The 23,427-nt window shown below is 53.7% G+C and carries 15 protein-coding genes; 7 read left to right on the top strand and 8 right to left on the bottom strand.

Features of this window, described 5'->3' with window-relative positions; genetic code table 11:
- Position 1: 1 nt before the first annotated feature.
- Both IX84_RS28520 and IX84_RS28515 read right to left on the bottom strand, forming a co-directional pair.
- Complete coding sequence (locus IX84_RS28520) at positions 2-2,314, bottom strand: ATP-dependent helicase (RefSeq protein WP_044229467.1); 2,313 nt, start codon at positions 2,312-2,314, stop codon at positions 2-4.
- A 39-nt stretch (positions 2,315-2,353) separates the two neighbouring features.
- Complete coding sequence (locus IX84_RS28515; protein WP_044149718.1) at positions 2,354-2,695, bottom strand: carboxymuconolactone decarboxylase family protein; 342 nt, start codon at positions 2,693-2,695, stop codon at positions 2,354-2,356.
- A gap of 108 nt (positions 2,696-2,803) precedes the next feature.
- Here IX84_RS28515 and IX84_RS28510 point away from each other — a divergent pair, with 108 nt between their 5' ends.
- Entirely contained in the window at positions 2,804-3,046 is a 243-nt protein-coding gene (locus IX84_RS28510) for a hypothetical protein (RefSeq protein WP_044229464.1), read from the top strand.
- 49 nt (positions 3,047-3,095) lie between these two features.
- Positions 3,096-4,268: a cysteine desulfurase family protein gene (locus IX84_RS28505; protein ID WP_044229462.1), complete on the top strand. Its 1,173-nt coding sequence runs from the start codon at positions 3,096-3,098 to the stop codon at positions 4,266-4,268.
- A gap of 87 nt (positions 4,269-4,355) precedes the next feature.
- Here the strand turns inward: IX84_RS28505 and IX84_RS28500 are convergent, their stop codons facing one another.
- From IX84_RS28500 to IX84_RS28480, 5 genes are all read right to left on the bottom strand, one after another.
- Positions 4,356-6,209 (bottom strand): T9SS type A sorting domain-containing protein, encoded by a 1,854-nt coding sequence (locus IX84_RS28500; protein WP_081969004.1) that lies wholly within the window; start codon positions 6,207-6,209, stop codon positions 4,356-4,358.
- A gap of 66 nt (positions 6,210-6,275) precedes the next feature.
- Positions 6,276-8,762: a T9SS type A sorting domain-containing protein gene (locus IX84_RS28495; RefSeq protein ID WP_044229456.1), complete on the bottom strand. Its 2,487-nt coding sequence runs from the start codon at positions 8,760-8,762 to the stop codon at positions 6,276-6,278.
- A 133-nt stretch (positions 8,763-8,895) separates the two neighbouring features.
- On the bottom strand, positions 8,896-9,897 hold the full coding sequence (locus tag IX84_RS28490; protein WP_044229453.1) for a bifunctional heptose 7-phosphate kinase/heptose 1-phosphate adenyltransferase: 1,002 nt from the start codon (positions 9,895-9,897) through the stop codon (positions 8,896-8,898).
- A 99-nt stretch (positions 9,898-9,996) separates the two neighbouring features.
- Positions 9,997-11,247: a 3-deoxy-D-manno-octulosonic acid transferase gene (locus IX84_RS28485; RefSeq protein WP_044229451.1), complete on the bottom strand. Its 1,251-nt coding sequence runs from the start codon at positions 11,245-11,247 to the stop codon at positions 9,997-9,999.
- Positions 11,247-12,008, bottom strand: coding sequence for a hypothetical protein (locus IX84_RS28480; RefSeq protein ID WP_044229448.1), 762 nt, complete (start codon positions 12,006-12,008; stop codon positions 11,247-11,249). Before IX84_RS28480 ends, IX84_RS28485 begins: the two co-directional genes overlap by 1 nt.
- Before the next feature lie 143 nt (positions 12,009-12,151).
- Between IX84_RS28480 and rfbB the strand changes: the two genes are divergently transcribed.
- The 4 genes from rfbB to IX84_RS28460 all read left to right on the top strand — a co-directional run bounded on the left by rfbB (position 12,152) and on the right by IX84_RS28460 (position 18,644).
- Positions 12,152-13,213 carry a dTDP-glucose 4,6-dehydratase gene (rfbB, locus tag IX84_RS28475; protein WP_044229446.1) on the top strand — a complete coding sequence of 354 codons (1,062 nt, stop codon included), beginning with the start codon at positions 12,152-12,154 and terminating at the stop codon, positions 13,211-13,213.
- A gap of 3 nt (positions 13,214-13,216) precedes the next feature.
- Entirely contained in the window at positions 13,217-13,924 is a 708-nt protein-coding gene (locus tag IX84_RS28470; RefSeq protein WP_044229443.1) for a DUF502 domain-containing protein, read from the top strand.
- Positions 13,925-13,932: 8 nt separating this feature from the next.
- Positions 13,933-14,631: an RluA family pseudouridine synthase gene (locus IX84_RS28465; protein WP_044229441.1), complete on the top strand. Its 699-nt coding sequence runs from the start codon at positions 13,933-13,935 to the stop codon at positions 14,629-14,631.
- 218 nt (positions 14,632-14,849) lie between these two features.
- Positions 14,850-18,644: an FG-GAP-like repeat-containing protein gene (locus tag IX84_RS28460; RefSeq protein WP_160213985.1), complete on the top strand. Its 3,795-nt coding sequence runs from the start codon at positions 14,850-14,852 to the stop codon at positions 18,642-18,644.
- A 7-nt stretch (positions 18,645-18,651) separates the two neighbouring features.
- Here IX84_RS28460 and IX84_RS28455 read toward each other — a convergent pair whose 3' ends face one another.
- On the bottom strand, positions 18,652-21,888 hold the full coding sequence (locus IX84_RS28455; protein WP_044229436.1) for a T9SS type A sorting domain-containing protein: 3,237 nt from the start codon (positions 21,886-21,888) through the stop codon (positions 18,652-18,654).
- 86 nt (positions 21,889-21,974) lie between these two features.
- Here IX84_RS28455 and IX84_RS28450 point away from each other — a divergent pair, with 86 nt between their 5' ends.
- Entirely contained in the window at positions 21,975-23,426 is a 1,452-nt protein-coding gene (locus tag IX84_RS28450; RefSeq protein WP_044229429.1) for a DUF1800 domain-containing protein, read from the top strand.
- Position 23,427: the final 1 nt, after the last annotated feature.

The following is a 23,427-nucleotide window of genomic DNA, read 5'->3' as shown; positions in this document are numbered from 1 at the left end:
ATTAGCCAATGATTTGCAGCTTGGCAAACTTCAGCATGATCTTGCGCTGCTGAGGGTCGCTGGCGTTTTTGAAGAATATGGTGGCGATGCGGTTGGCACTGCCGCCATCGATGCTCAGGACTTTGCCCTCTCCAAACTTGAGGTGGAGTACTTTCATGCCGGCCTGTATTTCGGTAGGGGCATTGGGTTTGAAGTCTTTGGGGTCAATGCCAAGGCTAACCGCCCGGTCAGGCTTTTTGAAGTTACCAGATACCCTGGCACCACTGCTGCCGTTGCTATTGCCGTTATCGGTACTGCGGTCCATAAAGCCAGGCCGGTTGCTGCCAAAGGACGAACGCGCACCGCTGATTTCCTCCAGGCGCTCCAGAGGTACTTCCTGCAGGAAGCGGCTGGGCTCGTTGTACCGCATCTGGCCGTACCGGTAGCGGCTGTTGGCGTAAGAAAGCGTAAGGAACTGCTCCGCCCGCGTGATGGCCACATAAAACAGGCGGCGCTCTTCGTCAATGCCATCCTGTGATTCCAGCGACATGAAGGAAGGGAACAGTTTCTCTTCCATACCCACCACAAAGACGGATTTAAACTCCAATCCCTTCGCGGCGTGTACCGACATCAGAGTGACGTACTCGGTGTTCTCGTCTTCTTTGGTGTCCAAATCTGTAAGCAAAGCGATATTCTGTAGATAGCTGGCCAGTGATTTATCGGCAATCGTCTCCGTATCAATAACGGTGTCGTCTTCCACAAAAGCTTTGACGCCATCGAGGAGTGCGTTTACGTTTTCCATGCGGTTGATACCCTCCACGGAATTATCTGCTTTGAGCTCATCCATTATGCCTGAGCGCTTGGCGATGTAGCTGGCAGCCTCGTAGGCGTTTTCTCCCTCTGCCTTCTTTTGGAAGGATTTGATCATGGCTACAAAGTCGGCAATAGCCCCTAAAGCGCGCTTGCTCAGTTGTACCCGGCCCAGGCACTCCCAGAGGGGTTTGTCAAGCTGAGCAGTCACCGTGCTGATTTTATCCAGGGTGGTTTTGCCAATGCCGCGTTTGGGGTAGTTGATGACCCGGCGCAGGGCTTCCTCGTCCATAGTATTGACAGCCAGGCGGAGGTAGGCGACCATATCCTTTACTTCCTTACGCTGGTAGAATGACAGCCCGCCGAAGATTTTGTAGGCGATGTTGTACCGGCGCAGGTATTCTTCAAAAACGCGGGATTGCGCATTGGTCCGGTACAAAATAGCAATCTCGCTGTTGCGCAAATGGTGGCGGTTTTTTTGCTCCAGGATGTTATCCGCAATGCGCTGTCCCTCTTCTCCATCGGTCATGGCTTTGATGAGCTTGATCTTGTGCCCGTCGCCTTTGTCCGACCAAATGGTCTTTTTGATTTGGCGGCGGTTGTAGCCGATCACTTCGTTAGCGGTTTGTACGATGTGCTCGGTAGACCGGTAGTTTTGCTCCAGCTTGAAGACTTTGATACCGTGCTTTTCGAAGTCCTTCTCAAAGTCCAGGATGTTCTGAATGGTCGCCCCCCGAAAGGCATAAATACTCTGAGCATCGTCGCCCACCACACAGATGTTGCGGTCGCTTTTATCGTACTGTATAAACTTCCGGATGATGGAGTACTGCAGGTGGTTGGTATCCTGAAACTCATCCACCAGCACGTATTTAAATTTCTCCCGGTACTTATCGAGCACATTGTCCGGGTTTTTCTGGAAGAGCTCGTACAGGCGGTACAGCAGGTCGTCAAAGTCCATCGCTCCGGAGCGTTTGCAGCGGGCCGTGTATTTTTTGTAAATGGCATGGAGGTGCGGGCGCTTGGCCATACGGTCCTGCTCCCGTAGCTCCTCATCCTTTTCGTAGAGTTTTGGGGTGATGAGGCTACTCTTGGCGGAGGAAATGCGCGATAGGATGGCGTTGGGGTTGTAATGGTCCTTATTCAGGTTCATTTCCTGAATGATTGACCGGATCACGCTCTTGGAGTCGTCCGAATCATAAATGGTGAAGTTGGACGGATAGCCAATCTTTTCGGCTTCCACCCGGAGGATGCGCGCGAAAATAGAGTGGAAGGTGCCTGCCCACACGCGGTTGGCTCTCGGGCCGACCACCTTTCCGATCCGTTCCTTCATTTCGCGTGCCGCTTTGTTGGTAAAGGTCAGGGCGAGGATTTCCCAGGGCGCTGTCCCTTTCTCAATCAGGTGAGCGATGCGGTAAGTCAGCACCCGGGTCTTACCGGAGCCCGGCCCGGCGACTACCAGCACAGGGCCATCTGTATTCGTCACCGCCTGCCGCTGTACGTCGTTCAATTCGTCTAAATAGCTCATGTTTGTCTTCCGTTTCTTAAGACCGTATTCTAAAAATTCCTATGCTTCCTCCAAAGCTTCCCAGTACTCCACCGCCCGGCGCGTATGCGGGATGCAGATAGAGCCTCCAACGAGATTGGCGATGGCGAAGACCTCAAAGACCTCCGCTTTGGTCACGCCCTGCTCGTGGCATTTGCCCAGATGATAGCGGATGCAGTCGTCGCACCGCAGTACCATAGAGGCCACCAGGCCCAGCAATTCTTTAGTTTTGGAAGAAAGTGCACCCTCTTGATACGCATTTGTATCGAGATTGAAAAAGCGCTTCAAAACTTTATTGTCCTCCGCCAAAATTTTCTCATTCATCTTGGCCCGGTAGTCGTTGAATTCTTGTACTTGTGACATATTGGATGGTATTTTGCCGAAAAGCAAAAGTAGGGATTCTGCCCCGGCGAGCGAATTGGAGGCGCAACTAAAATTGCTTATCTTTCGTTAAGCAGAAAAAGAAAAGATATGACTCGCTTACTTTTGAGTATCGAGAAAAAAGATGACTTAGCACAAATTCTTGCTTTAGCAAAAAGACTAGGTGTGCCCGTCTCGCCCGGCGCACTCCTTTCGCCGGGCGTGCTCTTGAGTTTGAACGAAGAAGAAATGGAGTTTTATCAGGGTTTATCCTCTGCTTACGAGGAAGTTAAGCTCATGGTAGATGGAAAGAAGGAAAAAAAGAGCTTGAAAACTTTTCTTGATGAGCGTTGATTTGATAAATCGTTAGTGTCAAATATCCCACTGAAGAAGAGGAAGAAGAATGATATATTTGGATAACAACGCCACCACCCCCTGCGACCCTAAGGTCGTAGAAGCCATGCTGCCCTATTTTTACGAACAACCGGGCAATGCAGCCAGCCGGAATCATGCTCTGGGCTGGCTGGCGGAAGATGCCGTTAAGTCGGCACGCAAGCAGGTCGCCAACCTGATCAGCGCGGAAGCTAAAGAGGTCATCTTTACTTCCGGTGCTACCGAGTCTGACAATCTGGCTATCCTGGGCACACTGGAGCAATACCGCCGTAAAGGCAACCACATCATTACCCTGAAAACAGAGCACAAAGCCGTGCTCGACGCCTGCGGGCGAGCCGAACAACTGGGAGCTGAGGTCACCTACCTGAATGTGCAACCTGATGGGCTCGTTGATTTAGATGAGCTGGAAGCCACCATTCGCCCGGATACCGTACTGGTATCCATAATGTGGGGCAATAACGAGACCGGCGTGCTGCAGCCGATGCAGGAGATTGGAGCTCTTTGCGACAAGCATGGCACCTTGCTAATGAGCGATGCCACTCAGGTGGTGGGCAAACTGCCCTGCCATCCGCGGGAGACCGGGGTGCACCTGATGGCTTTTTCTGCCCACAAGATGTACGGGCCGAAAGGGGTGGGAGGGCTCTATGTGAGCCGCCGGCAGCCCAAGGTGAGCGTGGCTGCTCAGGTGCACGGTGGCGGGCACGAGCAGGGCCTGCGGTCGGGTACGCTAAATGTGCCGGGCATTGTAGGGTTTGGAAAGGCAGCTGCTCTGGCCAAGGCCCAAATGGAAGCAGAGGCTCAGCGCCTGCGACCTCTGCGCGACCAACTGGAACAACAATTGCTCAGGGAAGTGCCCCGGGCTTTTCTCAACGGGCACCCGGAGCATCGTTTGCCGCATGTCTCAAATATCGCTTTCCCCTTCACCGAATCTGATACCGTTATGATGCGCTTCGCTCAGGAACTGGCGCTGTCTTCCGGCTCTGCCTGTACCTCGGCATCAGTAGAGCCTTCCCATGTGTTACGGGCGATGGGGCTCACGGCAGAAGAAGCCCACAGCTCCCTGCGGTTTAGTCTGGGGCGCTTTACCCGTGCGGAAGATATTGAGCGGGCGGTGGATTTGGTTAGGAATGCCGTTGCGGCAGTACGGGCAGGCAGCCCGGTCTGGGCAGCGCAACAGCCGTAACCGGTTCAGCCATTCGCAACAAAACAAAATGCCCCGGCGGAACAAGTGTCCACCGGGGCATTCCTTATTGAGTTATGATAATCTCAATTAGTGCTGTACCGCAACGGGCAGGGTACGGATACCTTGCTCGGTCTGCAGGCGCAGGTAGTAGTTGCCAGCGGGCAGGTTGCTGACGTTGTAGTCCAGCGTCGTCTGCTGAATATTGCTCAGGTTACGGGTTTCCATCACTTGGCCGTTCGCGCTGAACAGTGTAGCCGTTACCTCCTGTGCAGGTGTTTCCAGGTTTACAATTGCCTGGAACTGAGTATTGGCAGGAGAAGGCATGATTTCAAGGCTGTTTTCCGGCAGTTGAGCAACGGTGCTGTTTGTTGCAGAACCGACTGAAAGGCGAACAACCGGAATATTGTCCAGACCGAAGCCGACCAGTGAGAATTCATTTACGTTGCTTACGTCAAGGGCTACGTAAGGAATGGCTTTGTTACCTACGGAGTCCTGGTAAAAATTGGAAGCAGAATAGTCAATGTCAGAAGTCGTGCTCAGGAACAGGTCAGAATCGTCATCATCCGGAGCAAACTGAACTACAATGATGTAGTAGGTGTCGTCCTTCAGTGCAGGGAAGTTCTCGTCAATATCAACCGGGATAGTTACCAGAGGACCTGTCTCTTCACCCGTGAAAGCGTAGCTGTTGAATGCGATAGGCCCATCGAGCTCATCACCGGCAGCCTGTCCATCACCATTAAGGTCGCCTGTCCACTCGTAAAGTAGTGTGGAAACAGCAAAACCAGCCACTTCGTCGAAGTTGCTTACACCGAAGGTTACGTAACGGGCGAAGAGGTTCTCACCGTTGGTAACATAATAGACATTACCGTAGCTGAAGTCGTTGTCGTCAGCCGGGCGGGTACCACCCAGTCCTTCTCCGCTATCACGCTGGAAAAGCGTATCTGTAACGATAAAGGAAAATGGACGAACATTATCCTCAGGATTAGCATCAGCTTCACCCAGCGTCAGCTCGTACTGACCGGTGTAAGCCCCTGGCATCATGTCAGGAACGAATTCTTCTTCGAAGAAAATATTCTCGGCTACAGAATCGGCACCGATCGATGCATATACCAGTTCGTCAGAGAATACTTCGCCACCTGCATCGCTAATGGAGACGGTAAGCGTTGCATTTTCCTGTGTTTGAGAACCGAGGTTTTGAATATCAGCGATGAAGCCAAATGGCGTTACCTGAGAAGCAGGTGTTGCAAAGTTAGGCGCTACGGCGCGGAAGTTATTCACGCGCATGTCGTTGGCCGGGCGTGGGTCGGCGTCGTAAATGAATACGTCGTCGAGATTCCAGTTGTACTCCCAGTTACCAGTCCACTGCCACTGAATGAGTACGTTGGACTCACCGGCAGCAGTTGCTGAGATGTCAAGCTGTATCTGTTCCGGGTTTTCTGACCAGCGCTCACCAGTAGTCAGGCCAGGAAAGACTGTGTAGGTATCCCAGTTAGTACCTCCGTCATTGCTGACGCGAAGAATGGCATTGTCTTCTGCAGAGAAAGCAAAAACGCCAATGTGTGCCTGGAAGGCAATCCAAACGGCATCCTGGGCTGAGAAGTCCTGAGGGGCAATGGTCAGCTCACTAGTGTGTGTAACTGCACCACCCGCAGCATCAGAGTCAACTGTTACAAAGCCATTCGTGGCGGTCTCCGCAGCAAATGGCATCTGCTGGTTGATCTGATCATTCCAGACGGCAGGGCAGCCATCGCCCTGTCCGGCTGCCGGATCATTACACCAGGTCCAGATTGCACCGTTACCGGACGCATCTTCGTTGGTCCAGTCGGCAGGAATGCCATTGGCAAAGTCTTCGGACAGCAATACGTTCTGGGCAGACAGGGTTGTGAAAACGCCCATGCCCAGCATAAACAAGGTGATTGTAATTAGTCTACGTGAATTCATATATATAAGATGATTTGATGTTTTTCTCAATGTTCTTCCTTCTTTAAGCAAAAGAAAACGCTGGGGTTAATGCTGTATAACCAAGGGTTTAGTGAGAACGCCTTCTGCCGTTTCAAGCCGGACGGTATACCAACCGGAAGGCAACTGACGAGCCGCAAATGTAAAGCTTTTATTAAGAGAATCCTTAATTTCCCTGTCAAGAACTGTCTTGCCCGAGGCATCAGTGACCCTTAAACTGGCGTCTTTCGCAACAAAATCCCCCTTCAAATGGACCTCGAAAGCCTCATTAGCAGGATTTGGGCTTATGCTGACCGCTACTGCCGAGGGTTCCGTTTCCGCAGTTTGGGTCAAAATGGGCGATTCACCAATGTGCAGCCTTACTACCGGCACGATATTGTATCCAAAACCCAACATGCTGAATGCCCCTTCATTGCCAACGTCTAATGCACTTGCGTACTGTGGAACAAGCCCGGGCGTGGAATTGTGCGCAGCAACCGTTGCGGTATAATCAATTGTGTCACTGGCCAGCATAAAAAGCAGGGGAGGCGTAGGGTCATTGTAACGTACACTGATGATGTAGTAGGTGCTGTCTTTCAAGGGGATGCCTTCACCTTCGAAGGAGACCGGGAGCGTGATCATACCCAGCCCCTCTGTCCCGTTAAATGGATAGAGGTTAATGCCGATCTCCTGTAGCTCTTCAGCATCCGCCTCATTATTGTTGTTCAGGTCACCTGCCCACTCGTGCAGGACTACATTGACCGCCCGGCTGAAATTGGCGAGCGGCACCGGATTGCTTACGCCAAATGAAACATAACGGGCGTACAGGCCATCGCCATTAGGCATGAAGAAGCAGTTGCCATAGCTGTAGTCTACCTGTTCTACCGGGGCGATATCCCGGGTAAACCCCAACTCTTTAGCGAAAGTGGAATCAGTAACTTGAAAACTCCAGCTGATATTGTCGTTTTCAGGTCGTTGGTCCGGCTCTATATGACTGCTGCCGTATATACCCTGGTAAGTGCCGGTATTGGTAATAACTGAAGAGGGCATCAGGTCCTCAAAAGGCTGATTTTCATAAAGCTCGTTCACGGCAAGTACCTCTGCCACTGCTTCCTCTGTTGAGAACAGGACCTCTTCATTTTCAGTATTTGCTAACTGGAAACTACGGGTGACAATAGTGGCATTTGCACTTCCAATATTTTGCAAATCAGATTGAAGAGGGATATCCGTAAGTTGCCCCACCGGGGTTTGCATATTTGGAAAGCGGGTAAAGAAGTTGGGGTTCGTCCTCAGGTCGCTGTCGGGGCGTTCCTCCAGCGCAATATCATCGAGTGCCCAAAAGTAAAAGTCGCCCGCCCAGGTAAATTTGATCCGGAATTCATCTACGCCTTCCAGGTTTGGGAGTGGAAAATACTCTCTGTTGTCATAGGGCGGAAGGTGATTGCCATTAGCACTTGTTACCGGGGTGAGGTAGGGATTGACGCCTTGCGGTGCGCTCCAGGTAGCGCCTCCGTTGGTACTGTACGAAAAGGAAGTGATAAACCGGGTGCCATCGGAAGAGGGGGCGTTGAAGGCGGTATTGCCCAGCCAGGCTAATTGGTGAAACGATAAGGCCAGAGGTTTGCTGCTTTGTGTGAGGTCAATGACTGGCGAAATCAGTTCGCAAATGTGGAACTGCTGCCCGGGCTCGTCCCCTAGTGTGGTGTAGTAGTCCCCATCGAAGAGCATTGCGCCATCCACCGCTGTTTCGGAATGAATGAAGAAATCTGGCCCTAATGCGCTTTGATCGGCGCCCAGCCCGCGGCTGGCATCACCGCCGTACCGCCATTGCCAGGTGGAGTCACTCTCGCTAAAAAATAAGACATTGGAGGTCCATCCATTGTCTCCAAACTCAAAAGGCTCGAAAAAAATGACATTTTCGGGTGCTGCAGGGTGTTTTTCGGTAAGGATAACATCATCAATCATCCAGGCGAATTCATAATTGGCAGCCCATTCCCATTCCAGTTCGACCGAGCTTTGACCGGCAGCGAGGTTAGTAATGTCGAAAGTCACCACGTAGGGGCGGCCCGGGGCAATGTCAGGGTTAGGTGCCAGTTGCTGGGCATTGCGCCTCAGGGTGGGGAAAGGGCGGAAGGTGGATTCGCCAAGCGGGGTGATGACCCTTAGCACGGCTTTCTGAAATGCAGCTTCATTATCGGTGGCGATGCTGGTTTGGAATTGCACATAGACCCGCTCGTGACCGGAGCAATCAATGCTGTTGCTACGCAACCGGCTGATGTGGCCATTGCCAGGCAAAGGGCCGGCCGCACCGGAATTGAGCAGCATAAAACCATTGTCAGCTGATTCAGAATAAAAGCCTTCAATTGGGCTCTGATCAGAGAGGCACTCCCCAAAGTCATTGCAGTAGGTCCATAATACATTCTGACCGGATGCATCGGTTGAGGACCACCCGTTAGGCAGGCCGGCCTCAAAGTGCACTTCCCAAAAGGGGACCGTTGCATTAGCGGAGGACAAATACGATACCAAAAACAGAAATAGGGTAAACGATTTTTTCATAGCTTGATCCAGGGTTTTGATTTTGAATAGAGTGGGAGGTGGCTCCCGGGCGCAAATTGCACTAAAACGAATACATCAATTTAGCGAAAAACCGGTCTCTGGTCCAGCGAAAGAAAGCCTTTAGCAATCCAGGTTACGAAATCTCTCCTTCACTAAGGAGCTGCTGATATTCTTGTTCCAGTTGTTCCCGGTTTACAGGGACCACGCCTACCCGTTCGCATACCTGGCCACCTGCCAGATTGGACAAACGCGCAATTTCCTCCAGCGGCATGCCCAGGGAAAGGCCAAGCCCGGCAACTGCAAAAACCGTATCACCGGCACCACATACATCGGTGATCGACCTGGGGTGGGTGGGAATAGTCTGCCCTTCGCCCCGGTTGTTGAGGTAAATGCCCCGTTCGGAAAGGGTAACCAGACTGTAGGGATTGCCCAGTTTGTTGCGCAAGTGGTCAGCTGCCTTATTCAGGTCTTCCAGAGTGGGCTGCACTTCAAAGGGCATTTGTGCCCGTATTTCCTTCAGATTGGGTTTGAAGAGTGTCACATGCTTGTAGGACCAGAAATTGTCGAACTTGGGGTCTACAGCAGTAGGGATATCCCGTTTGATGGCTTCGAGGATGACCGCCCGGATGACTGGATAAGAGAGCACGCCCTTGTTATAATCCTGAAAAAGAATGGCGTGAATTTCCTTTTGCTCCAGCAGCTCTGTTATCAGGTGAAGGAGGTTTTCCTGCTCAGTGGCGGAAAGAGGGTGTGTATCTTCGGCGTCTACCCGGAGCAGGTGCTGATTGCCAGCGATGACTCTTGACTTGACGGTCGTGCGGCGCTCTTTGGACTGAAGCAGCCCCCGGTCCGAGAACTGTAAGGCTGTCAACAGTTGCTGTAGTTGTCCTCCGTTTTCATCTGCTCCGATGACGGAACACAGGTAGGGCGTTGCTCCGAGTGCTTTAAGGTTGAGGGCTACATTAGCGGCACCTCCAAGCCGGTCTTCCTGCCCAGTGAGCCGGACTACGGGCACCGGCGCTTCAGGTGAAATCCTATCTACACTGCCATTCAGGTAGCGGTCGATCATCACATCGCCAATGATTAGAATGTTTTGCTGTTCAAATGCCGTGAAAGCCTTCAGGTTAGAGATCATAATCTATAGTAGGTCAATAGAGTTTTGAGTCACTGACAGTGCCGTTCAACCGAATAGCAAAGATAGGAATATGCCGCAATTATGCTAAAGCCAAACGACTTACAAGCTTGCACTTTCTATCCAGTTCAGGACTTTTTGAGTAGCGCCCTGATTTTGTTTGATGTAACTTAATGCCTTAGCTGCTGCGGCTGTATAGGCTTCCGGGTGTTGCAGTTGCTGAAAGGTCCGGAAGAGGTCGTCTTTTTGGGTTATGACAAATCCTCCGCCTTCCCTGACCAGGTAGCGGGCCTCCTCAAACTTATGGTAGTAAGGGCCAAAAAGCACCGGCAGGCCAAAGGCGATAGGCTCAAGGGTGTTGTGCAGCCCGGTCTTAAACCCTCCCCCGATGTAGGCAATCCGCCCATACTGATAAAGTGCAGATAGCATACCAATATTATCAATGAGCAAAACCCGTGCCGCTGCAAGCTGTTCCGGGTTGTTTTCGGCTTTGCTGTAGCGAATACAGGGCAGGGAAAGCTGCTGCTCAATATTTCGCAGGTGACTTTCTGAAATTTCGTGGGGCGCAATGATGGCCTTCCAGTCAGTAGGGAACTCTGTATTAAGGAAAGGCAGGAGGCAGGCTTCGTCTTCGGGCCAGGAGCTCCCCGCAATCAAAACCGGAGCGGACTGGCAAAACGTGGCAGCTGCAGGGATTTCCGGAGCCTGCTGTGCTATAGACTGCACCCGGTCGATGCGGGTGTCTCCGGCTACCGTGTACTGATGAATCCCCGCACCCGACAGCACCTGCCCGGAAGCTTCATTCTGAACAAAGAGATGGCTGAACCCCTCAAGGGTCCGGCGGAAGGGTTTGCCGTAAGGCTTAAAAAAGAGCTGTCCCGGACGAAACAGGCCTGAAATCAGGAGGGTTGGGACATGCTGCTTTTGGAGCTGCCGCAAAACATTGAACCAAAATTCATACTTAACGAAAATGGCAAGCTGTGGCTGCCAGATCGCGACAAAAGCCCTCGCCTGAGCAGGCGTATCGAGCGGGAGGTAGGCCACCACGTCCGCCTGTGGGTATTTTTGGCGGATTTCATAACCGGAAGGAGAGTAAAAGGTAAGCAATATAAGTGGGGGGCGATTGCGTGTTTTGAGCTTTTCGATGAGCGGGCGCCCTTGCTCGAATTCGCCCAGAGAGGCACAATGAAACCAAAAAAGAGGGCGGTTCTCCGGGAGTGCAGCGCTCAGCTCCCTATGTTGCTCCACCCAGTTTTGCCGCCCCTTCACCCATTTTCGGGCTTTGGGGTGGAACCAGGCGGCAACTCGTAATGCCAGGCCGTAAAGATGAATGCCCAAGGTGTAAAAAGCCATCAATAATAAATTTCCTCAGAGGCCCGCTGCCCAACATAGAAGGGTAAAATCCAGCCTACCCTGAAGCCGACATTCAGGTCCAGCCGTTCGGCCGTGTCCTGCTGCCGGGTGGCAAAATCGAAGCTCCTGCGGCTCATTGTGAAGCCCTGGGTGAATTCCACCCCGGCAAAAAAGTTGATCAGCTTGTTCGTACTCAGTACCTGATAGCCGATAAACTCTGTGAAGGCCAGCCCGTTGCTGAGGCGGTCATAGCCTTTCTTGTATTCATCATCCAGGTGGGGGACGAAACTCAAAGGATCTTCCTGAATTCGGATTTTATGCTGCAGCAGGCCCATACTGACTGTCGCTCTCAGCCCGGAGCGTGGATTTTTGGAAAAGCCCAGTGGGATGAGCTTCCCTACATGACCGCCTACGTAGTAACCGCGCATTCTAAGCTGTATATCGGCATAGCCACGGTTGTTGCCAATGATGCGGCCCTGATCATTGAGCAGGCCGGTGAGTGGATTTTCTGCCACCTCATTGCCAAAATAGTAACTCATGCCCAGCCCGAAAAGCCAGTTGCCTTTATCTGTAATGAATTCTGCCCCGGTGCCTACGCTGAAGTGGTTGCCGAAGCGTTTGCCAAAGTCGCCGCCAGGCGTATGGTAGCCGTAAGTGAAGTCAACGAGGATACCATTGCCCCGGTTGAGGTCAAACTCCCCGTATTCCTGAGCGGAAGACAACAGGGGCAGCAACAAAAAGAGCCAAAAGTACGTACGCATAAGGTAGAGTGATTCTGGTTTCCTGCAAAGGTAGGAAAATCACTCGCATCAGGACTGGCAACAGCCACAGGAATTCGTTAGCTTTGTCGTCCAACGTCCACAAACACACCAAACCACTGTACCGCAAACCAAAACCAAAGAACATGTCTAAGCCAACCACAATCCTGATTACCGGTGGTGCCGGGTTTATTGGGTCGCATCTTGTCCGCCTGATGGTCAATAAATACCCCGATTACCACATCGTTAACCTCGATGCCCTGACCTATGCAGGCAATCTGGAGAACCTTAAGGATATCGAAAACGCTGCCAACTACACTTTCGTGAAAGCGGACATTACGGATGCCGCTGCCATGCAGGAGCTCTTTGCTGCTCATGATTTCGACGGGGTCATCCACCTGGCAGCAGAATCTCATGTAGACCGCTCTATTGCCAACCCGATGAGTTTCATAGAAACCAATATCGTGGGCACGGTGGTCCTGCTCAATGCCGCTAAGCAGCACTGGGGGGATTTTTCCGGCAAGCGCTTCTACCACGTTTCCACAGATGAGGTGTACGGCACCCTGGGCGAAACCGGCTTCTTCACAGAAGAAACGGCCTACGATCCACGCTCGCCCTATTCGGCTTCCAAAGCGAGCTCTGACCACCTTGTCCGGGCTTACTATCATACCTACGGGCTGCCCATTGTTATTTCCAACTGTTCGAACAATTACGGCCCCTATCAGTTTCCAGAAAAGTTGCTGCCGCTGATGATCAACAACATCCGCCACAACAAACCACTACCGGTTTACGGCGATGGCCAATACACCCGCGACTGGCTTTGGGTGGAAGACCATGCTGCTGCCATTGACCTCATTTACCACGAAGGCAAAAACGGCGAGACGTATAATATCGGTGGCAATAACGAATGGAAAAACATCGACTTGGTGCATCAGCTTTGTGATGTTATGGACGATTTGCTGGGGCGCGATCAGGGTACTTCCCGGGCATTGATCACTTTCGTGAAAGACCGGCCCGGCCACGACCGCCGCTACGCCATTGATGCCACCAAGCTGATGAATGAGCTCAACTGGGCCCCAAGCATTCAGGCAGAAGAAGGATTGCGCAAGACCGCTGAGTGGTACCTTGGCAATACCGAATGGCTGGAGCGGGTGACTACCGGGGCCTACCAGGCCTATTATGAACAACAATACCAGACGAACGTATAGCGAATGATAGAACCTTCCGAAAAAGTACGCAGGCGGTCCCGCCGGTTCATGCGGATTTTTAACCGCCTGCGCCGATTTTTCGCAACCACTTTTATAGGGGGGCTGGTAGTGATATTGCCCCTCACCCTTTTCTTTTTCCTGGTCCGGATTCTGATTAATTTCATGACGAATCTTGTCTCTCCGGTCCGGGCACTGATACCTTTTTCAGAGGAGCTGCCAGGCTGGTTCCTGGATTTTCTGGCGCTGTCCATTGTCCTCACGTTCTTTTTTGCACTTGGGCTGGTGGTGCGCACCAGTTCGGGCAGTAAAATGTTTACGCAGTTCGAGCAGCGGTGGTTGATGAGCCTGCCCTTCTACGGCGTCTTACGGGAAACCGTCCGTCAATTTTTGGGGCGTAAAAAGGTGCCTTTTTCGCAGGTGGTCCTCGTTGACCCCTTTGGCAGCGGCACCCTGATGACGGGGTTTGTGACCGATGATGAGCTGGGCAATGGCTACGTTACTGTTTTTGTGCCTACCGGGCCCAATCCTACCAACGGCTTCGTATTTCACATGAAAGAAGAGGACGTCAAATACGTCAATACCCGGCCCGAAGACGCTATGCGGTCCATTATAAGTGTTGGTGCGGGGTCTTCCAGTCTTTTCGATTTGCCGGAAGCCGGGAAAGCAGTGGAGGGAGATACAGAAAAAGAATTACCTTCGTCCCATAATTAGCCAGCGTTATGCAAGGACTACAAATACTTTTTGAAGACAATCATTTGATCGCGGTCAATAAGCCGGCGGGCATGCTCGTGCAGGGGGATATTACAGAGGACAAGCCCATGAGCGAGTTTGTGAAGCAGTATATTGCTGACCGCTACAACAAGCCAGGTGCTGTTTTCCTGGGCACCATCCACCGGCTCGACCGTCCGGTGAGCGGGGTCGTAATTTACGCCCGTACCAGCAAGGCGCTTGCCCGTATGAACGCCCTGTTCCAGAAACGCGAAATTCAGAAAACCTACTGGGCCATAACCGAAGAGCGGCCGGACCCGTTATCCGGGCACCTGGTCCACTACATCGATAAAGACCGTACCCGCAACGTAGCCCATGCCTCCGTTCGCCCCCGCAATAAGGACGCTAAGAAGTCCGAGCTCGACTACGAGCTGATCGCTGAAGTGGGCAACCATCACTTGATCAGGGTCAACCCACTGACCGGTCGCCCTCACCAAATCCGCGTACAGCTGGCCCGACTTGGCTGCTCTATCCGGGGGGATGTGAAATACGGTGCCCCTGCACCCAATAAAGATGGCTCCATTCACCTGCACTGCCGGTCCATTTCCTTTGTCCACCCGGTGCGCAATGAGCCGGTCACCATCACTGCCAATCCGGTGAATAAGGATGAGGTATGGCAGATGTTTGCCAATCAGTGGCGGGACCGGTAGGCAAAAGGGCCATTCCCAGCTTAGGGGCTCATCAAGGGTTGCGCCTGCCAGTGCGCCCATCAGTCAGCATTGCGGTTTTCTTTTATCAGACCAGCTTTTTTATTAGCCTGATAGCAGCTGAGGTGAAGTCCCAATCAAATTTTCAAAACACTTTGATTGGCCTTGCCATGGTGTATCTGCCAAAAGCCGTACCTTGCTGTGCTAAACCAAAACGAACGATGAATAAACTCCAGTTAGTAGTAGTAAGCCTGTTTTTTACTGCAGGGCTTAATGCCCAGTATGCGCCTGCCATTGATCTCTTTGACGAAGTAGGGAACGTTCAGTTCAGCATAGGCTCAGATGTAAATGGCGACGGCCGCACCGATGTTATTTGTGCTACAGATAAGCGCCTGTTTTGGCTCCCGCAGCTTGAGGATGGCACCTTCGGCCATCAAAACCCCATTGACTTTACGGACCGGCTTTACCGCTCCCTGACCAGCTTCGATATAGATAGCGACGGGGACGAAGACTTACTTTTTGCTTCCTACCAGGCAGGTTTTGGGATTCACTTCAATAATGGCAATGGTACCTTCGGGCCGCCCACGATCATTTACGACGCCGGGCTAGTGACAGACCTTTACCTTGCCGACCTCAATGGTGACGGTCAGACGGATGCTCTTGTCGGAGAATCTCAGGGCGTATCCTGGCTGCCCGGGCAGGGTGACGGCACCTTCGGCGATGCTCAGCTCCTTAGCGCTGATCATAATAGTGCCAACAGCGTTCATGCAGAAGACCTGGATGGAGATGGTGATCAGGACGTTGTGGTCGCCGCTCATTCTGACCATCGCCTCTGCTGGCATGAGAACCTGGGCAATGGCACTTTTGCTGATTTTCAGGTCATTAATGATACCCATTTAGGCCCTAATTCGGTCGTTACCGGAGACTTTGATGGGGATGACCTGCCGGACATCGTTTGTTCCAACCGCATTGAAGACGAAGGCGGTGCCGGGCTGACCCTTTTCCGCAATCTGGGGGGCGGTGCTTTTTCGGCCCCGGATACCCTGCTGCCCGCCTACGGTAGCTACTATGTGCAAACGGCGGATATGGATGGTGACGGGGATCTTGACCTTGCTTCCTGCCACCGCTACGGCGAAGTGGGGTGGCTCCAGAACGATGGTACCGGACACTTCGGGCCTGACATCAAGCTACAGGATTATGCCGCTTATCAGCGCTTTCTTGACCTGCCCGACCTCAACGGGGATGGTTTCCCGGATATCCTTTACGGAATTAACAGCTCAGCCCCTCCAAAGGAGGCCCTGCTTTGGCTGGCTTCTGAAGGCAATGGAGCGTTTGCCCCGCCCGCACTCGTAGAACTTGGTGTATACCAGGTTGGTCTCCCTGTAGTAGCTGATGTTGACCAGGATGGCCGGCCAGATATTGTCGTGGGCTCTGGCGGCAGCGATGCCCTGGTTTGGGTTAGAAACGAAGGTCAGAGGTATTCGCAGCCCAGGCTGATTGCAAGGAGGCATAACTATGAACCTGCCAGTATTGCTGTTTTTGATTACAACAACGACGGCTGGCCGGATGTCCTCGCAGGCAGTGTGCAGGACAATGCGACTAACCAAAGCATGTTTTGCGTTTACATCAACAATACGGATGGCACCTTTACCGAAACGCCTCCTTTCGAGAGCGGCTATTTTTTCAAGCGGGACCTTCAGATGGCAGATATGGACGGCGACGGCGACCTCGATATGCTCTGGGCCTCTCCGAGCCACAATGGCCAGCCTACCGGTTACGTAGGCTGGGTGCCAAATCATGGCAGTAGTTGGGGCGACTACGTCCTTCTTTGGGAAGAAGTGGAAGGGGTACTGGATGTCCTTCCTGCGGACCTAAACGGCGACGGGCTTACCGACCTCGTTGTCTGCAAAGGCGAAGACCCGGTGATCGATTACCGGATTAATTTGGGAGGAGGGGATTTTTATAACCTTCATACCCTGACCACGAACATAACAACGGCGCTCTATGCACAGGCCGCTGATTTGAACGAGGACGGCTTAATGGACATCATCGTTTCTGCGGATAACAGCTTTGGGGGAGAGGACCGGATCGCCTGGTGGCCAGGTACAGGGGGCGGCTATTTGGGGGCGCAGCAGGATATCTACGTTGGTGGCCCGGCTATGGAAAAATTCACACTGACGGATTACGACGGTGATGGGGTGCAGGATATTGTGACTTCAGGGTATCAGGACTTTCCCATGCAGTGGTTGAAAGGGCAGGGCAATGGTGATTTTTTGCCCCCTTTGCCCATCCCAAACGCAGCTATTGCGGTTCGCGGCTTCGAACTGGCAGATATGGATGGCGATGGGGACCTGGATATTGTAGGTAATGCAGAGAGCCCTCCGAATGGCGGTATCGATCGTATCATTGTGTCTTATAATCTGGCCAACGACGTGGGCGTTTCCGGGCAGGTTTTCTTTGATATCAATGCCAATGGGCAGCGCGACACACAGGAGGTCCTCCTCGACCGCTTCCCAATCACGATAGAGCCTGAGGCACTGGCGGTCTTCACAGATGAGGAAGGGCGGTTTACCGTTTACGGGGCAGAAGGCACCTACAACATCAGCCCCCAGCTCGAAGAGTGCTGGGCCCTAACCACCACCCCCGAGAGCTACGAAATCACCTTCGATGGCACGGCCATTGACAGCCTGGAATTTGGTGTAAGCCCGAATACCGAGGAGCCCGAAGCAGGCATAACGCTGGCCTCTGCGCCCACCCGCTGCGGCTTTACCGTGCCCTTTTGGCTCAATTACACCAATGATGGCTGTTGGCCCTTCGATGGGCAGGCTTATCTGGTCCTCAATGAGCTGGCCGAATTGGTGGAAGCGACGCCCGTGCCCGCTCAGTCGTCAGGCGATACCCTGTTCTGGGACTTTGAAGGTTTGCAGCCGGGGGAGAGCCGCTCCGTAGCGTTGAACATGGTCATTGCCGGGGTGGAATTTATCGGTTCGCCCCTGGATATTCAGGTGGGCGTAGTGCCCTATAATGCCATAGGTGAACCCCTGCCCGCAGAGACTTTTGGGTTCACTTCCATCATCAACTGTGCGTACGATCCCAACGATAAGCAGGTGCACCCGGCGCGTTCGGAACAACCGCCTTTTACTCAAAACTATACCCTGTTTGAGGAGCCCCTGCTGTACACCATCCGTTTTCAGAATACGGGCACCGATACCGCCTTCAATGTGGTTCTGCGCGATCAGCTATCGGAAGACCTCGACTGGGCCACCTTTGTGCCAGGCAGCAGCAGCCATCCCTACGAGGCCGTACTGTACGAAGATGGCCGTTTGGAATTTCACTTCCGGGACATCCTGCTGCCCGACAGCACCACCAATGAACCGGAAAGCCACGGCTTTGTGCAGTTTGAAATCGAAGCCCTGCCCGGGCTGGACGAAAATACCCTAGTTGAGAATACCGCTGGCATTTACTTCGACTTCAATCCGCCTATCATCACCAACAACGTTCAAAATGTGATGGTATCCGAACTGCCGGACTTCACGCCTGCGGCCGCTTTTGCCTACGAAACGGCCGAGCTACAGGTTGTCTTCACGGATGTCTCCAACAATACCCCTACGAGCTGGGTTTGGGACTTCGGCGATGGGCAAGGCAGTACAGCGCAGCACCCGGAGCACATTTATGCAGCACCCGGTACCTATACGGTTTGTCTCACAGCGGCTAATGACTGGGGGGAGCATACTTATTGTGAGGAGGTGGTGCTGATCAGCAGTGGGTCAACAGGTCTTTCCCTGAGCGATGAAATTACGCTGTTTCCAAATCCGGCCCGTGATCGTATTTGGATTAGGGCCCACGGGCAATCATTGACACAGCGTTTGCAATTGTACATTGGCACAGGGCAATGGCTTCAAACTATAGCATTGGATACTAAGGTGACCTCTGTGGATGTCTCGGCACTGCCCACAGGCCTGTACTGGGTGCGCACGGAGACTGGTGAGGCGCTGCCAATTACAATAGTGCGGTAATCAAAATCTACCGCCCCACTATTACCCTTCGTTGAGCTATGCCTGCTTCGGTAAACACCCGGAGCAGGTACAGCCCCGTGCTGCTGCCCGACAGGTCAACGGCATAGGGCGGTTGCCAGTTAGCGCCTATGTCCACCCGCCGGACCAACTGCCCGGAAGCAGTGTACACTTCCAGGTGAGTGACGGGAGCGGGTAAATCCTCCGCATCTACGTAGAAGAGGCCGCGGTTCGGGTTGGGATAAACGTTGATGCGGGCATGCATAGGTTCCGAAAGGGTGGTGGAAGGCGTACCCAGTTCAATATCCTCAGCGCTGAAGGTACAGCCATTGGCATCCGTAATGTGCAACTGGTAAGCGCCCGCACTTAGGTTTTGTGGATTGGCAGCATTGGAAACGAAGGCGCCATCGAGGGACCACTCGTACAGATAAGGCGGGGTGCCGCCGCTAACGGCCACCGAAATGCTGCCATCCATACCGCCGGAGGATGGCGGGCTGAGTTCCAGGACTTCCACGGCAATTGGTGCAATCGCTCCTATTTCGTAGGCTGCTATGGCCGAGCAGTTGTTGGTCAGATCGGTGACCGTCACCCGGTAGCTGCCGTTCATAGCCTGAGTGAGCAGCGGGCCGTCATATCCGTTTTGCCAGGTATAACGCAGGCTGTCGGAACCACCCAATGCCGCCACCTGCAGGACAGCGTTGAAGTCGTTGGGGCAGTCGTTTTCTTCCAGAATTTCTATCTCCACATCCAGAGGGCAGGTAGCGGGGCAGTTGATGGTTCCGGAAATCACGGCACTGCATCCGGCCTCATCCGTTACCTCCGCGAAGTAAGCCATGCCATCGTCAAGCAGGCTGCCATCAGAAATGCCGGTAAAGGTATAACCGCCGGAGCCACCGGTAGCTTCCAGTAGCAGGAGGGCACGCCCGTTGCCAAAGCATTCCAGGTTGGCGAAAAGCGACAGGGGACCGGCATTAGGTGCCCCGCTTGCTTCGTCCACCCGCAGACAAGCCGTACCTGCTCCCGCCCAGCCTGTGAGGCTGCTGTTGACCCCGAGGCGCAGGAAGTACTGCTGACCAGGGGTAAGCCCGCTGAGGCGATTGGTATGGGTGCAGGCATCGGGGGCCGTGGCGCAGAAAATTTCTTCGAGGTTGGCACAGCTGCCGCTGAAAACGCTTAGTGTGGCTACAAAATCGCTCTCCAGCTCAAAAGCCACCGAGCCACTGCCGGGTGCGGTGAAGGTGTACCAAACGGCATCAGACTGCCCGAGTGCGCAGGAGGACAAAGGACCGGAAAAGCCTGCTCCGGTGGGTTGTACGGCCGTGCAATCATCACCCAGCTCCAGTTCAATGGCGGTGCCGCACAGGACATTTGCCGGTGGTTCCTCAGGGGCAGCTTCGATTTTTAAGCAGCAGGTGCCTTCCAGCGTAGCGAAGAACCCGCTGAGCTGCAGGTAATAGGTCGTGCCGGCTTCGGGGGCTTCGAGGAGGAGCTCCTGCCCCAGTTCATTGCAGGCGACCTCTTCCAGCGCTCCGCAACTGCCCCGGTAGACGGTGAGCACATCGGCGAAGTCGGCCTGGGATTGGATGCGCAAAGGCGTTCCATCTTCCGGGGTAAAGCGGAACCAGATGTCAGCCTGTGCTTTGTTGTTTCTGCTTGGGACCGGCCCTTCAAAGGTCGCGTGGTAATTATTGCCGGACACACAATTACCATCGGCTTCCAGCGGTAAGGCATTGGCGCAGTCATCATTGGCAGGAGGGGTAGGGGGCGGCCCATCGCTGGACAGTTGGATGCAGTGGGCACCGCGCGGTACCCCAAACTCAGCGCGCTGGCCATGAACCCTAATAAAGTAAGTTGTGCCTGCTTCGGCTTCAAAGTACAAGTCTTCTCCGGTAAAGCCATGTGCATCGTAATCGGTGCAGGTGAGCACTTCCGGGGAGGTGCAATCGCCGGTGAAGATGGTGACCGCATCGTTGTACCCGGCGAAAGTGCGCAGGTGTACCCACTGACTGCCCGCTGCGGTGTATTGGTACCAAAGGCTGCCTGCGCCGGGCGGGGTACAGGCATCGGGTCCGGTGTAGACGCTGCCCTGATTATTGCCGGGCGTGCAGGGGGCGTCTAGTTCTAATGCAATGGCGTTCTCGCAAAGGTCATTGGTGCTGCCTTCGCCAATCAGTTTGATATTGTCCAGCGCGGCCCACCAGCCCCAGCCGTTGCCATCGTCGTAGAGGAAGGCGAGGCGCATCTGTGGGCTACGGTACTCGGACAGGTCGACCACCAGCTGAACGGAATTGTCGAACAGCGGACCGCCCTGATCTTCGAGATAGGCTTGTGCCCAGGCTGTCTCGCCGGTCGCTTCATCCCGCAGGCCCACCGAAAGGCTTTCCAGGTCCGTGTACTGCCGGATGACGGCATCGAATTCGAGGCGGTATTCTGAGAATTCCAGCCCGTTAATGACCGGGCTGAGCAGGAGAGCTTTGGAAAAGGGGGCATCTTCGCCCAGTCCATCGTCATCAAAAAACGCCATGCAGGAGCCGTTGATGCTGTTGTTGGCGCCGGCATTTTCGTTATCCACCATTCCGAACGACCATCCCGCCGGCCCACTTAGGGTTTCATTGAGCCAGCCATCGGGCAGGGCGCATTCGTTGAAGGTTTCCAGAAGGACAGGGGTGCCGCTGCCGGTGCCTTCCACCCGGATGTTGTCGATGCCGGCCCACCAGCCCCAGGTGCCCCCATCGTCGTAGCGGACGGCAATTTGTAAGGTCTCGTGTGCAAAGAAAGTGAGGTCGATTTCAACTGGAAGGAATGCTGAAAATTGCGTCCCGGTCTGCCCTTCCACGCCCTGAAAGCGGCGGAGCAATTGCCATTCATTGCCATCGAAAGCCAGGAGGTCAAAAGCATCGAGCCCGTCGTAATTCCGGAAGTGGACATCAGCGTAGAGGGTTACCCGCGACCAGCCGGTGGCATCGAACGGCTGGGATTCCAGTTGCAGCGTCCAGGCGGGGCTGTTCTCACCCGTAGCGTCATCGTCCATGATCAGCATACAGCTGCCGTCGATACTGCTGCCATCGCTGTTTTCATTTTCGGGCAGGCCAACGGACCAGGCCGCATCCGGGTTGCCGGTGAGGTTGACCGTCCAGTTGCTGCTCAGGCCGCAGCTATTGAAGTCCTCTTCAAAAAGCAGCTCCTGAGCAGTGGTTGCTGCTGTGGAAAGCAGCAATAGGAATAAAGGTAAGATGTACGTCTTCAAGGTTCAGATAATTTGCTCCATGAAAGTTACAAAATAATTGTTGGGTTTTTGCTAATTTTAGGAATTGCGATTCAATACCAGCCACTATGCCAGATTCATTAGCGCCCTATCAGCCGAGTGCGGAAAAGCCCTGGAACGAACAGCGGGTGCAGCATCTTTATGCCCGCCTCGGGTTCGGAGCCGCTCATAACACGGTCACTGCCGGGCTGTCGCTTTCGCCTCAGGCGCTGGCCGACCAACTGCTCGATGAGGCCGCCAACCTGCCCGATCCCGACGCCCCCTATTGGGCCAACTGGGCTTACGACGATTACCCGGATGATGATATGCAGACCTATTTTGAAGTCAAGAGCGCCTTCTTCCGCCGATGGATCCGGGAAATGGCTACCGAGAGCGTTCGGGCTAAGCTGGCACTGTTCTGGCACAACCACTTTGTGACCCGTGAAAACGACTATGCCTGCAACTCCTTCATGTGGCATTATTACGACTTGCTGCACCGGCGGGCGTTTGGCAATTTCCGCACTTTCGTGGAAGAAATGGGCGTTAATCCGGCGATGCTCACCTTCCTCAATGGGAATCAAAATATCGCAGAGCAGCCTAACGAAAACTACGCCCGCGAACTCATGGAGCTCTTCACGATGGGCGAGGGCAATGGCTATACCCAAAACGATATCGTGGAAGTAGCCCGCGCCCTGACCGGCTGGCGGGTGAATATGTATTCCTGTGACCCTACCGTTAATTTTGATCCTAACCTGTACGACAATACCTCCAAAACGATCTTTGGGCATGCGGGCAACTGGGGGTACGACGATGTGCACGAGCTTATCTTTACGCTGCGCTCGCAGGAGGTCGCCAATTACATCTGCAGCAAGCTTTATCGCTTTTATGTCTATGAAGAGCCCGACCCGGTCATTGTTGAGGGTCTGGCGCAGACCTTCCGGGACAACAACTGGGAAATCATGCCCGTGCTGCGGCAGCTTTTCCACAGCGAGCATTTTTACGAGCAGCGCTTCATCAATGCCCGGGTGCGCAGCCCGCTGGAAGCCCTGGTTGGTGTCATTCGCAGGACGGGCGGCATTTGGGAAGAAGATTACAATGAGGACCTCGTTGGGTACCTCACTTTTCTGGCGGGCAATCTCGGGCAGGAAGTCTTCAACCCGGTGGACGTAGCGGGCTGGCCGGAGCACCACAGCTGGCTGACAGAGAATACCCTTACCGCGCGGTGGTCAGGGTGTGAGAATGTGCTGTACAGCATGACCGGTTCACAGGCGTTCCTCGACCGCCTGCGCGATATGGCTATCGAGCGGGTGGGGCTGGAGGAAACCGACCCGGCGGTCATTACGCAATCGCTGGCGACTTTCTTTTTGAACCGCCCGCTCGAAGACCGCCTGCTGGAAGTGGCTACGCTCTACTTCAAAGGCGATGTGCCCGATAATTACTTTGAGGACGGTACCTGGAGCCTGTACTACGGTGCTGTGCCCTGGCAGATTGTCAACCTATTTGTTCACCTGGTCCGCCTCCCGGAATGGCAGCTCAACTAAC

The sequence above is a fragment of the Phaeodactylibacter xiamenensis genome (assembly GCF_000759025.1).
Classification (GTDB): domain Bacteria; phylum Bacteroidota; class Bacteroidia; order Chitinophagales; family Saprospiraceae; genus Phaeodactylibacter; species Phaeodactylibacter xiamenensis.
This window is presented reverse-complemented; position numbering and strand designations above follow the sequence as displayed.

Coding starts and splice junctions, on each gene's coding strand:
- IX84_RS28520 (WP_044229467.1), bottom strand. CDS start 2,314: ATGAGCTATTTAGACGAATTGAACGACGTACAGCGGCAGGCGGTGACG.
- IX84_RS28515 (WP_044149718.1), bottom strand. CDS start 2,695: ATGTCACAAGTACAAGAATTCAACGACTACCGGGCCAAGATGAATGAG.
- IX84_RS28510 (WP_044229464.1), top strand. CDS start 2,804: ATGACTCGCTTACTTTTGAGTATCGAGAAAAAAGATGACTTAGCACAA.
- IX84_RS28505 (WP_044229462.1), top strand. CDS start 3,096: ATGATATATTTGGATAACAACGCCACCACCCCCTGCGACCCTAAGGTC.
- IX84_RS28500 (WP_081969004.1), bottom strand. CDS start 6,209: ATGAATTCACGTAGACTAATTACAATCACCTTGTTTATGCTGGGCATG.
- IX84_RS28495 (WP_044229456.1), bottom strand. CDS start 8,762: ATGAAAAAATCGTTTACCCTATTTCTGTTTTTGGTATCGTATTTGTCC.
- IX84_RS28490 (WP_044229453.1), bottom strand. CDS start 9,897: ATGATCTCTAACCTGAAGGCTTTCACGGCATTTGAACAGCAAAACATT.
- IX84_RS28485 (WP_044229451.1), bottom strand. CDS start 11,247: ATGGCTTTTTACACCTTGGGCATTCATCTTTACGGCCTGGCATTACGA.
- IX84_RS28480 (WP_044229448.1), bottom strand. CDS start 12,008: ATGCGTACGTACTTTTGGCTCTTTTTGTTGCTGCCCCTGTTGTCTTCC.
- rfbB (WP_044229446.1), top strand. CDS start 12,152: ATGTCTAAGCCAACCACAATCCTGATTACCGGTGGTGCCGGGTTTATT.
- IX84_RS28470 (WP_044229443.1), top strand. CDS start 13,217: ATGATAGAACCTTCCGAAAAAGTACGCAGGCGGTCCCGCCGGTTCATG.
- IX84_RS28465 (WP_044229441.1), top strand. CDS start 13,933: ATGCAAGGACTACAAATACTTTTTGAAGACAATCATTTGATCGCGGTC.
- IX84_RS28460 (WP_160213985.1), top strand. CDS start 14,850: ATGAATAAACTCCAGTTAGTAGTAGTAAGCCTGTTTTTTACTGCAGGG.
- IX84_RS28450 (WP_044229429.1), top strand. CDS start 21,975: ATGCCAGATTCATTAGCGCCCTATCAGCCGAGTGCGGAAAAGCCCTGG.